General features: G+C 37.7%; 8 protein-coding genes. 3 read left to right on the top strand and 5 right to left on the bottom strand.

The features are described 5' to 3' along the window. Window positions 1-250 precede the first annotated feature (250 nt). Window positions 251-487 (bottom strand): HetP family heterocyst commitment protein, encoded by a 237-nt coding sequence (locus ANA_RS09535; protein WP_015079864.1) that lies wholly within the window; start codon window positions 485-487, stop codon window positions 251-253. A gap of 1,292 nt (window positions 488-1,779) precedes the next feature. Here ANA_RS09535 and ANA_RS09530 point away from each other — a divergent pair. Together ANA_RS09530 and pgmB are read left to right on the top strand one after the other, a co-directional pair. After that, on the top strand, window positions 1,780-4,206 hold the full coding sequence (locus ANA_RS09530) for a sucrose synthase (protein WP_015079862.1): 2,427 nt from the start codon (window positions 1,780-1,782) through the stop codon (window positions 4,204-4,206). Window positions 4,207-4,295: 89 nt separating this feature from the next. Beyond that, window positions 4,296-7,157: a beta-phosphoglucomutase gene (pgmB, locus tag ANA_RS09525; RefSeq protein ID WP_015079861.1), complete on the top strand. Its 2,862-nt coding sequence runs from the start codon at window positions 4,296-4,298 to the stop codon at window positions 7,155-7,157. A gap of 283 nt (window positions 7,158-7,440) precedes the next feature. Here pgmB and ANA_RS09520 read toward each other — a convergent pair whose 3' ends face one another. From ANA_RS09520 to ANA_RS27540, 3 genes are all read right to left on the bottom strand, one after another. Then, on the bottom strand, window positions 7,441-8,076 hold the full coding sequence (locus tag ANA_RS09520) for a phosphoribosyltransferase (RefSeq protein ID WP_015079860.1): 636 nt from the start codon (window positions 8,074-8,076) through the stop codon (window positions 7,441-7,443). Window positions 8,077-8,558: 482 nt separating this feature from the next. Beyond that, entirely contained in the window at window positions 8,559-8,924 is a 366-nt protein-coding gene (locus tag ANA_RS09515; protein ID WP_041457890.1) for an Hpt domain-containing protein, read from the bottom strand. 42 nt (window positions 8,925-8,966) lie between these two features. Next, complete coding sequence (locus ANA_RS27540) at window positions 8,967-10,445, bottom strand: diguanylate cyclase domain-containing protein (RefSeq protein ID WP_015079858.1); 1,479 nt, start codon at window positions 10,443-10,445, stop codon at window positions 8,967-8,969. 218 nt (window positions 10,446-10,663) lie between these two features. Here ANA_RS27540 and ANA_RS09505 point away from each other — a divergent pair, with 218 nt between their 5' ends. Beyond that, on the top strand, window positions 10,664-11,608 hold the full coding sequence (locus ANA_RS09505) for an aldo/keto reductase (RefSeq protein ID WP_015079857.1): 945 nt from the start codon (window positions 10,664-10,666) through the stop codon (window positions 11,606-11,608). On the opposite strand, the gene ANA_RS09500 is transcribed toward ANA_RS09505, so the two are convergent. Next, a complete protein-coding gene (locus tag ANA_RS09500; RefSeq protein WP_015079856.1) occupies window positions 11,605-12,057 on the bottom strand; it encodes an SRPBCC family protein in 453 nt (150 codons plus the stop codon). The two genes, ANA_RS09505 and ANA_RS09500, sit on opposite strands and share 4 nt — an antisense overlap. Between the last annotated feature and the right edge of the window lie 235 nt (window positions 12,058-12,292).

Genomic DNA, 12,292 nt, shown 5'->3' with positions numbered 1-12,292 from the left:
GGTGTTTTCCTAGCCCCAAATTCCCTAGTTTTTACATTCAACTGAAAAATCAGCAGAAATTTCCATCTACTAAAATCATAATTATAGGATAGTTCATAGAAAATCCCCCCGTACTAAATTTAGTATGGGGGCTAGATGAGAACAAAATCCCAAATTATTGGTTTTAAGGAATAATTTTCTGCTAAGTTCCTCTAACTTTTGGCGTAGTAATTGAGATAAATCTCTGTAGTTAAGACTATTCACAAAAGACTTAAATATCTGTTTTTGGTTTACTAGCTGTTCCAGGATCTTGACGGTTTTCTTTAATCAATCGGCTGTAAGTCCGCTGGGGAATATAGTGAATTGGATTGTAATCAATACAACGTAAAATCAGCACACAAGCCCAAGAATACCGTCCATCAGCAATAGCTTCAATGATACGATTGAACTGTTCGGGAGCGATGGCACTATGAAAATCGTTCTGAGAAGAAGAAGCTTGATAATTCATAACTAACCCTGATCTAATCTTGTAGGATTGAAAGTTGATAAGTTGTCAGAATTCAGAACAGAAAATCTTTTTAGTCAAGCCTTTTAACTCCTGATTACTGAACTCCTAAATTCTGAATTATAGAAAAAAACCAATGGGATATTTGAGGTAACAGGATTATCTGCCCGTGATATGTAAAGGATTTAATTCTCTTGGTAAATAACTTCGATATCTAAGTCCGAGTATAGCGATAACTTACCGATTAAATATCAACATTATTTGTGGTTATCAGAGAACTTTATGAATTTTCTGTGAGGTTTAGTGAGCAGTGTTATCCATTTAATTAGGGGTGTATCATTGGCAATTGATGATCTAAATAGATTAAGTTCTGAAATTTTTGATTGTAAAGACTGGAAAATTACTAACCACATTACCCTTGTGTTAGTAAAAAATATAGGCAAATTCCTAGCATTTCCTGTCCAACTTGATTGTTTGGTAAAAAATAGGAAATACAGATATTTGGATTATGACACTATTTAAATAGTCATACAACATTGAAATTTTTCCTGGCTTCAGTTTTGTAAATACTCCTTGTGACACTATTATATGCAGAATACTATGTTTTCCCTGTCTGGTACGCCAAATTGGCAATTTGTTACTCTAAATAGTACAGAAAATGTCAGTTCTAAATTGCGTATTAAATGACTATTTAAATACTGTCACAAGGGGGATTTACAAAAATCTAGATAAAATGTACTCGAATGTTGCATGACTATTTAAATACTGTCACAAGGGAGATTTACAAAATTGGAAATAAGAAATACTTCAATGTTGTATGACTATTTAGATACTGTCACAAGGGAGATTTACAAAACTGTAAATGGCATAAAGATATAAATTTATTTTTGGCTATTTTCAATTTTCTGGCTAAATTAGTTACACTTCATCACGAAATGCTCAACGTCTTAAAGTTGTTGAGGATATGAGTATTCAGGTTTTGACGAATTGAGTAATATTTATAGATGTAATATTTAATTCTTGCTGCAATGGACTCTTATAAAAGTGGCACAAGTAAAGTTTACAAAATGGTAATTAATAGCAACAAAGCCAAATTGGTAGTTATTGAGTTGAAATTAGTGATTGCTAAAATTTTATCTATTCCCTGTCATCTAACTAATAGATACTTCTCTATCTATAAGAGGAGGTAAGGGTTCATCCTTTAGCTAGAAGTAAATAATTGAGTAACTTATTTACTATTAACCTGAAATAGTATCTCAATAATCCTAACTTTAGCTAGAGTTTGGTAATGTACAATGTATAAATTAGTGCAAACTATTGTTAACAGTGATGAAAAAAATGTTTTAGGTGACTTTATCTTAGAATTAGGCAAGGATCATAAACGTTACTTTTTAAGAAATGAGATTTTACAAGCTTTTGCAGATTATTGTCACCAATTCCCAAAACCCGCTTATTTTTATCACTCTTCCTCTTTAGGGACATTCATTCAATACACCCATGAAATAATTTTAGATGGTGAAAATACTTGGTTTGTAGTTAGACCAAAGATTGCGAGTCAAGAAGTATGGTTATTAAGCGCGGACTTGACTAAGTTTGAGTTAATGACACCGAAAGCATTATTAGATGTGAGCGATCGCTTAGTAAAGCGTTATCAACCGCACATTTTAGAAATTGATCTCCATCCCTTTTATTCAGCAGCACCAAGAATTGATGATTCCAGAAATATTGGCCAAGGTTTAACCGTTCTTAATCATTATTTTTGTAATCAAGCATTGACAGATCCTGAATATTGGATTGACGCATTATTTCAATCATTAAAAAGATTAGAATATAACGGCATCAAATTATTAATTAGTAATCATATTCATTCAGGTTTGCAACTAACAAAGCAAATCAAACTAGCGTTAGAATTTGTGAGTCATTTATCCCCCCAGACACCATATATAAAATTTAAATTTCATCTTCAAGAACTCGGTTTAGAACCAGGTTGGGGTAATAATGCAGCCAGAGTCAGAGAAACCTTAGAACTGCTGGAAAGACTCATGGATAATCCCGAACCTGCAATTTTAGAAACCTTTGTTTCTCGCATTTGTGCAGTTTTCCGCGTCGTCCTTATTTCCATCCATGGTTGGGTTGCACAAGAAGATGTTTTAGGCAGAGATGAAACATTAGGACAAGTTATTTATGTTTTAGAACAAGCCCGCAGTTTAGAAAATAAAATGCGGGCAGAAATTAAACTTGCAGGTTTAGATACATTAGGAATTAAACCCCATATCATTATATTAACTCGACTGATTCCCAATTGTGAAGGCACATTTTGTAACTTACCATTAGAAAAAGTTGATGGTACAGAAAATGCTTGGATTTTGCGCGTTCCTTTTGCAGAATCTCGACCGGAAATTACCAACAACTGGATTTCTAAATTTGAAATTTGGCCTTATTTAGAAAAATTTGCTCTTGATGCCGAAGCAGAACTTTTAAAACAATTCCAAGGAAAGCCCAATCTAATTATTGGTAACTACAGTGACGGGAACTTAGTTGCTTTTATTCTCTCCCGAAAAATGAAAGTTACCCAATGTAATATTGCCCATTCCCTCGAAAAACCTAAATATCTATTTAGTAACTTATATTGGCAAGATTTAGAAGCACAATATCACTTTTCTGCCCAATTTACCGCTGATTTAATCAGTATGAATGCCGCAGATTTTATTATCACATCATCCTATCAAGAAATTGTAGGTACACCAGATACAATGGGACAATATGAATCTTATAAATGTTTCACCATGCCCAACTTATATCATGTAATTGATGGCATTGATTTATTTAGCCCTAAATTCAATGTGGTATTACCAGGAGTCAGTGAAAATATATTTTTTCCCTACAACCAAACAACAAATAGAGAATCCCACCGTCGTCAACATATCCAAGACCTAATTTTCCATCAAGAACACCCAGAAATTCTCGGTAAATTAGATCATCCTCATAAAAAACCGATCTTTTCCGTTAGTCCCATTACCTCAATTAAAAACCTCACAGGTTTAGTTGAATGTTTCGGTAAAAGTGAAGAATTACAAAAACATAGTAACCTAATTTTATTAACCAGTAAACTTCATCCAGACTTAGGAACAAACTCCGAAGAAATTCAAGAAATAGCAAAAATTCATGCGATTATTGATCAATATCATCTTCACCATAAAATCCGCTGGTTGGGAATGCGTCTTCCTCTCCGCGATATTGCTGAAACCTATCGTGTAATTGCCGATTTTCAAGGGATTTATATTCACTTTGCCCTTTATGAATCCTTTAGCAGAAGTATTTTAGAAGCAATGATTTCTGGATTACCAACTTTTACAACTCAATTTGGTGGTTCATTAGAAATTATTGAAAACCATGATCAAGGATTTAACCTCAACCCCACAGACTTAGCAGGAACAGCCAAAACAATTATCAACTTCTTAGAAAAATGTGAAAATTATCCAGAACATTGGCTAGAAAATTCTCAATGGATGATTGAACGCATTCGCCATAAATATAACTGGAATTCCCACACAAATCAACTCCTGTTATTAACGAAAATGTTTAGCTTTTGGAACTTCATCTATCCCGAAGATAACGAAGCCAGAGATCGTTACATGGAAAGTTTATTTCATCTTCTTTATAAACCTATAGCTGACCATATTTTATCAGAACATCTAAGCAAAATCAGAAATCATAATTAAAACCTGCTTCATCTTAAACTTTGCGTCTTTGCTCCTTTGTATCTTTGCGCGAAACATAAATTTAAATTCTTTATACCTAATCTATTATCATGGATAAAAAAGACCATTTTCGCAACCTTATCTATACAGACTGGATATTAAATGAAACCAAGTTTAATCCTGAATACTTGCATAGCCGAGAAACTATTTTCACCATTGGTAATGGCTATTTAGGGACAAGAGGAACATTTGAAGAAGGCTATCCCCGCGCATTATCAGCAACATTTATTAACGGTGTTTATGATGATGTTCCCGTAGTTTATACCGAACTTGTAAACTGTCCAGATTGGCTACCATTGACAGTTATTATTGAGGGAGAACGCTTTCGCCTTGATCAAGGTACAATATTAAAATATAACCGTAAACTAGACTTACATCATGGCATTCTCAGCCGGTGTTTACGTTGGTGTAGTCCCAATGGTAAAGCAATAGATATCCATTTTGAACGCTTTGCCAGTTTAGCAGATCAGCATATAGTCGGGCAACGTTGCCAACTAACACCAGTAAATTTTGATGGTTTAATTGAAATTCAAGCCAGTATTAACAGTTACTCGGAAAATCAAGGATTCAACCATTGGGAAGGATTAGATCAAGGTAAAATTACACAAGGATTCTGGTTACATAGTCGCACTCGCAACAGCCGCATAGATGTCGGTATAGCGGCAAAAATAACTATTTCGGGAACTGACATAGACTTACAAATTAATACCACACCTGGTTATCCCAGCTTAAATGCAACCGTTGCCGGTCAAATCCAACAGACAATCACCATAGTAAAGATTGTCAGTATTTTTACATCTAACGAAATTGCAGAACCAGTTGTAGCCGCTAAAGAAAAGCTCGTAAATATACCAGATTATATAACCTTAATTGATGCCCATGCCCAAGCCTGGGAGCAAGTTTGGCAACAAAGTGATATTATCATTGAAGGAGATATCACAGCAGCTTTTGCAGTGCGTTACAATCTGTTTCAGTTACTAATTGCTGCACTTAGAAATAATAATCACATAAGTATCCCGGCGAAAACCCTATCTGGCTTTGGTTATCACGGACATATCTTTTGGGATACGGAAATTTTTATTCTGCCATTTTTTACCTTTACCCAACCAAATTTAGCCCGGAATTTGCTCAGTTACCGTTATCACACCTTACCAGGGGCGCGACGCAAAGCGGCACATTATGGCTATCAGGGGGCGATGTTTGCCTGGGAAAGTGCGGTGACAGGGGATGAAGCGACACCACGCTGGTCACTACGGAGTGATTTTTATGCCGAAGATATTCGTATATGGTGTCGTGATCGAGAAATTCATATTAGTGCGGATATTACTTACGCCATTTGGTATTATTGGCAAGTTACAGAAGATGATGAATGGATGCGAGATTATGGTGCAGAAATTATTTTAGATACCGCAATTTTTTGGAGTAGTCGAGTTGAATTTAATCCCCAATTAGAATGTTATGAAATTCGCGGAGTTATTGGTGCAGATGAATATCACGAATTAGTTCATAACAACTGCTTGACAAATCGGATGGTACAATGGCATTTAGAAAAAGCCTTAATCATCTATAACTGGCTGCATTCCACCTTTCCAGAAGTAGCCATAAAACTTGAACATAAATTACAAATTACCTCCGAAGTCCTCAATCATTGGACAGAAATTATCGCTAAAATGCTCATTATCCACAACCCAGAAACCGGACTAATTGAGCAATGTGAGGGGTTTTTCCAACTAGATGATATTAACTTAGCCAAATACGAACCGCGAGAAAAATCAATCCAAATTATTTTGGGCATGGAAGAAACCAACAAAGGACAAGTCATTAAACAACCAGATGTATTAATGCTTCTATATTTGATGCGGGAATCTGCCGATTTTCCCTATAATCAGCAAACATTACAGGTAAATTGGGACTATTACGCCCCCCGCACAGATATTAGTTATGGTTCTTCCTTGGGTCCGGCTATTCACGCCATTTTAGCCGCAGATTTGGGCAAATCACAGGAGGCTTACGAATACTTTATGCAGGCGGCAATGGTAGATTTAGAAGATAAACGCGGAAATACCCAAGATGGGATACATGGTGCTAGTGCTGGAGGCATTTGGCAAGCTGTAATATTCGGTTTTGGCGGTATCCAATTTCGGGAAAATGTCCCCGTAGCCCATCCTCACTTACCCCCAACTTGGACAAGACTGAAATTTAAGTTACAGTGGCATGGTAAATGGCACGAATTCGATTTGCGTCAGGAATTACCAAAAACGAGAAAGCCTAACATTCAGGGCGTGATTTTTGACTTAGATGGCGTATTGACTAATACCGCAGAATATCATTATCAAGCTTGGCAAAAGTTAGCAAATGAAGAGGGTTTACCTTTTAATCGAGAAATGAATGAAGCCTTGCGGGGTGTATCTCGTCGCGCTTCTCTGATATTGATTATTGGCAATAGAGAATATTCAGAAGTGCAAATTCAGGAAATGATGTCTCGAAAAAATGATTATTATGTAGAACTAATTCACAATATTACACCCACAGATTTATTACCAGGGGCAGTGGCCTTATTGGATGAATTGCGTCAAGCTGGAATCAAAATCGCCATTGGTTCTGCTAGTAAAAATGCCCGGCTAGTGATTGAAAAATTGGGGATTGGTGGTAAATTAGATGTTATTACTGATGGTGATACTGTCCAAGCCGCCAAACCAGCACCAGACTTATTTCTTCATGCTGCCAACCAGTTAGGAATTCGCCCAAATGAATGTGTAGTATTTGAAGATGCCGCAGTCGGTATTATCGCCGCCAAAGCAGCAAATATGTGGGCTGTAGGCTTGGGACCCCAGGAGAGGGTGGGGGCTGCTGATGTGGTTTTGCCTAGTTTGGCAGAAGTAAAATGGGAGGAACTGATTAGGGCTTGCTGAAAAAGTCTTTTCGTGAGGGCTAGGAGTCAGGAGTCAGGAGTCAGGAGTCAGGAGGAAGAATTAGAAGGAGAGAAGAATAGTCTCAAATTTCAGAAAGTGATAGGTTTTTAATGGTTTCAATCCTTATTCCTTGCACCTAATTCACTTTTTTAACCGGGAAACTCTTAATCTATCTAGGTTTTCGGTTTATTCAGCCAGCCCTAATTAAGAATTTATCAAGCTTCGCATCGCTTCGCTAACACGCAGAGGCGCAGAATCTTAGAGAGTGAGCGGTTGGGAGATGTTAATTCCCTAAAAGTGCGCGAACTTCGTTATCTGTGGTTTGGCTAAAATCGTCGTACCATAAACCAATTGCAGACATTACTTCTGGACATTGCAAACAAACTACATCATCCACTTCTAAACGCAATTCTTTACAAGTATTTAGGGGTGCAACTGGAACAGCCACAATAATTTTTGTCGGCTGTTGTTGGTGGATAATAGTGAGGGCAACCCGCATGGTTGCACCAGTAGCAATCCCATCATCTATGACAATAACCGTTTTATTTTTCAGATTAATTGCTGGTTTATCACCGCGATAAACCTGATTCCGGCGCTTTAATTCTCGCAATTCCTGGTTAACAACTTGGGTAATTTTTTCTTGATCTATTCCCAAGGAATCAATTATATCTCGGTTGAAAACAATAATATTTTCCGAAGCAATTGCCCCCATAGCCAGTTCTTTGTGTCCAGGTACACCGAGTTTTCTGACTATGCACACATCCATGGCCGCATTCAAAATTTTAGCAACTTCAAAGGCTACAGGGACACCACCACGAGGCAAAGCTAGTACCAAGACATCCTCAAGGTTACTATATGCTTGTAAATGTTGAGCTAACATTTGACCAGCTTGAATGCGGTTAGAGAATTTTTTGCTCATAAGAATACCCGGTAAGTGGGAAACGAGCGCGGCTTTAGCCCTGAGAGGAAAGCGACACGGGCGGTTTTAACCGCTTTGAATATTTTTTCATTACCGCCTTGGAGTTGAGAAATTCGGGGTACTTTTGTGATGTACTTTCAACGGGACAATTACCGATTCAAATTTTCCAACTCTGTACGCATAATGTTTTGCACGCGATGTGCCTCCCATTTCTGGGGTAATGTTAGCTTAGACCTGTTATAAGAGCTTTTTAGACTTGCAACACTGTTTCAGTGACCTTAAAACTGTTTAATTGCAAATGACAGAGCAGGGAACTAGTGAAGCAGCGCGGTCTTGGGGGTTTCCCCCATGAGCGACTGCTGAACCCCGAAGGGGCTACGCATTCCGGGGTGTCGTGACTCAAATAACGGCTACCCTTCGACTATGCTCAGGGTGGTCTGGTCAGCACGGCTTGCTTGATTACTCTTGCAAGCCCAGTCCCTTTAGGGCTGGGTTACTGACGGGACTTTCACTATTTTCTTGAAAGCAATTTCAACTTGTGCATACTCATTAACCAACTGTGACACCAATTCTACAACCCCTTCTAGATTGCCACTCTTCCCTTTTGATTCTAACTCTAAACAAAGCTGATGGAGATTCATCGCTCCCAAAGAGGCACTGCTAGACTTTAAGTTGTGGGCTTTTTTGTCGAGGGTATCAGCGTCTTCATTGGTGACAGCTATTTGAATCGCAGCGACAATTTTCGGAGATTCCACTAGATAACAGTTGATTATTTTCACCAAAACTTCCTGATCACCTTCTAGCATATCCAGTAAGGATTCTAAAACCTGAGTATCTATTGAAGACATTGTAAACTTTAATATTTTGATTTTATATTGTGGCAATTGCCATTAAACATGAGTTTTTTCTGTTCCCTCTGAATGATAAATAACGTAGCGATTGCGTCCTGTTTCTTTTGCCCGATAAAGAGCTTCATCTGCCTTAGCAATGAGAAATTTTGCAGAACCGCTGGCTTGAGGAATAATAGTCGCAATCCCCAGACTCAGGGTCAGGTATGAACTAATTTGAGAACTTTTATGAATCAAACCCTTACTGCGGATAGATGAGAGAATTATTTCTGCAATACAAATTGCCCCAGCTATATCTGTATGCGGTAAAACTAAAGCAAATTCTTCACCACCATAACGAGCGGCTAAATCTCCGGGACGTTGGGCTACTTGATAGAGAATTTGAGCAACTTCTTTTAAACATTCATCTCCAGATTGATGTCCATAAGTATCATTATAATTCTTGAAAAAGTCTATATCACAAAGAATCAAAGATAAAGGCACTTTTTCTCTTTCTAAGCGTTTCCATTCTCGCTCTAAAACTTCATCAAAGGAGCGACGATTAGGAATTTGAGTCAAACCATCTATACTTGCTAGTTGTTGTAATTTCTGGTTAGCTGCTTCTAATTGTTGATATAGTTCTGCTTGCTGAATAGCCATGACTAATGGATTTGTTAGTTGTGTTAGCAAATCAATATCCGATTTAGCCCATCTGCGTGGTTGAGAACATTCATAAACTACCAATAATCCCCAAATACTGTTTTCCTGTTGAATGGGGACAACTAAATTGGCTTTCGCTTGTAATTGACTCAGTAAATCAATATGACATTGGGAAAGCCCAGCATTATCAATATCTTCGATCACATAAATATTACTTTGCCGATAGTCGTAACCACATTGATCAGAAAAGTAAGTATCTTGAAATACTCTTCCTAACATAGAATCCCATTCAGCGGCTACAGATTCAACTATGACATATCCACTCCCATCTGGATGAAACCGATAGACAATGACACGATCAGTTTTTAATAATTTACGGACTTCGATAGCAGTTGTACTCAGAATTAGTTCTAAGTTTAAAGATGTGCGGATTTTTTGGGTAATTTTAGCGATTAGCTGCTCTTGTTCAATCTTATACTGTAATTCTTTCATAGTCCAGTGCATTTGGAGCAAGCGGCGGACTCTTTGTCTTAAAACTGCCCAGTGAATCGGTTTAGTAATATAGTCAGCAGCACCAACAGAAAATGCTTTATCTACGGAATCTTGGTCATTTAGTCCTGTAATCATTAATACAGGAATGTTAGGATCAAATGTGTGTAGCTGATCGCAGCAAGTAAAACCATCCATTACTGGCATTATTGCATCTAGAAGCACGATATCTGGCTGTAAAGTCATGACAATATTTAGGGCAATTTTGCCATTACCTGCTACGATCACTTGATATCCCTCTTTTTCCATCGCATAACGTAATTGCATTTGTATAACTAAGTCATCATCTACAATTAATACTAATGTGTTGTTTATGTGAATAGAGGAAGTCACTATCTATAATTTCCTTGCTGAACTTGAACTGAAACTATACACACATTATGACTTGAGTTGAGTAGCCCCAGAATCAAAATAGACATAATACTCAATCCAATTGGCAATGATCTTAGCCGAAACATGGTCAAAATCAGTAATGGGACAGAATTAATTATACAACTGATTTTTCTGTTCCCTCTTCCCTTTTTTTTGTAAATATAATCAATTTTACCAAAATGGAAACCATCACATTAGGAAAAAATGGTCTAGCTGTTCCCCCTCTTTGTATCGGTACATGGGCTTGGGGTGATAAAGTATTTTGGAATTATGGCAACGGCTATGGTGAAGAACAGTTACAAGCGGCTTTTAATGCAGCTTTAGATGCTGGTATCACCTTCTTTGATACAGCAGAAGTTTACAGTTTAGGACTTTCGGAACAGTTTTTAGGAAAGTTCATGAAACAAAGCTCCCAAAAGGTACAAATTGCCACGAAGTTTGGCCCTTTACCTTGGCGTTTGGATGGTAAATCTGTATCTGACGCTTTAACGGCTAGTCTCCAACGTCTCCAAGTTGAGAAAATTGAATTATACCAAGTTCATTGGCCTTTTGCTTTCTTTTTGACTCAAGAAACTCTCATGAATACCCTCGCAGATGAAGTGAAACGGGGGAGAATCGGCGCAGTAGGTGTGAGTAACTATTCAGCAGCCCAAATGCGAGAAGCACACCAGATATTAGCCGATAGGGGCATACCTTTGGCTGTAAATCAAGTGCGTTATTCTCTACTAACGCGCCAAATAGAAGGTAAAGGTATTTCCCAAACAGCCCGTGATTTAGGTGTAACTATTTTAGCTTATAGTCCCCTAGCCCAAGGGTTGCTCACAGGTAAGTATACGCCCTCTTATAAGCCTCAAGGTGCAAGAAGCATAGATCCGCGATTTAGTCAAGATGGTTTAAATCAAATCGCCCCTGTTTTATCTCTATTACGAGAAATTGGTGAAAAATACGATCGCACTCCTGCCCAAGTATCCTTAAATTGGTTAATAGCCCAAGGTAATGTCATTCCCATTGCTGGAGTCAAAACCGCTGAACAAGTTAAACAAAATGCAGGGGCTTTAGGGTGGAAAATGACTCAAGATGAAATTGCTGAATTAGAGAAAATCACTCGTCCTTGGTTACATTAAGGTAAGCTCATATCCTGCACATTCAAAGCGTATAATTTAAACCGTTCTAAATCTGCTTGAATTGTGGACTCCACCACCTTTCCTAAAAACAAATTATCCATAAGTTTACCAATCAAGCCAGGAATAGCATAGGAAACCGTCATTTTCACAATACTAAGATCATGACGATCATAAAAGCGAATTGCTCCTTGATTTGGTAAACCATCAACCGATTCCCATTGAATAATTTGATAAGGAATTATTTTGGTAATTCGAGATTTCCACGTAAAATCTAACCCTCCTGTACTCAGTTTCCATAGAGAAATTTCCGGGTTATCTTCAGTAATTTTGACTGAATCAATCCATTTCATCCATTTAGGCATTTGCTCTAAATCAGACCACAATCCCCATGCTAATTCTATGGGAACTTCAACTTCTACCTGGACACTATGTTCTAACCATTCACTCATAGGATTTTAGATTTTAGATTTTAGATTGGTAATTGGTAATTGGTAATGGGTGATTGGTAATTGGTAATTGGTAATTGGTAATGGGTGATTGGTAATTGGTAATTGGTAATTGGTAAACTTTTACTTATTCCCTCTTAACTGTCACCTGTCACCTGTCACCTGTCACCTGTCACCTGTCACCTGTCACCTGTCACCTGTCACCTGTCACCTGTCACCTGTCACCTGTCACCTGTCA

It is taken from the genome of Anabaena sp. 90 (assembly GCF_000312705.1).
GTDB classification, from domain to species: Bacteria; Cyanobacteriota; Cyanobacteriia; order Cyanobacteriales; family Nostocaceae; genus Dolichospermum; species Dolichospermum lemmermannii.
This window is presented reverse-complemented; position numbering and strand designations above follow the sequence as displayed.

Bases quoted from the DNA above. Each gene is read 5' to 3' on its own strand.
- pgmB (WP_015079861.1), top strand. From the start codon at position 4,296: ATGGATAAAAAAGACCATTTTCGCAACCTTATCTATACAGACTGGATA.
- ANA_RS09500 (WP_015079856.1), bottom strand. From the start codon at position 12,057: ATGAGTGAATGGTTAGAACATAGTGTCCAGGTAGAAGTTGAAGTTCCC.
- ANA_RS09530 (WP_015079862.1), top strand. From the start codon at position 1,780: ATGTATAAATTAGTGCAAACTATTGTTAACAGTGATGAAAAAAATGTT.
- ANA_RS09515 (WP_041457890.1), bottom strand. From the start codon at position 8,924: ATGTCTTCAATAGATACTCAGGTTTTAGAATCCTTACTGGATATGCTA.
- ANA_RS09505 (WP_015079857.1), top strand. From the start codon at position 10,664: ATGGAAACCATCACATTAGGAAAAAATGGTCTAGCTGTTCCCCCTCTT.
- ANA_RS09535 (WP_015079864.1), bottom strand. From the start codon at position 487: ATGAATTATCAAGCTTCTTCTTCTCAGAACGATTTTCATAGTGCCATC.
- ANA_RS09520 (WP_015079860.1), bottom strand. From the start codon at position 8,076: ATGAGCAAAAAATTCTCTAACCGCATTCAAGCTGGTCAAATGTTAGCT.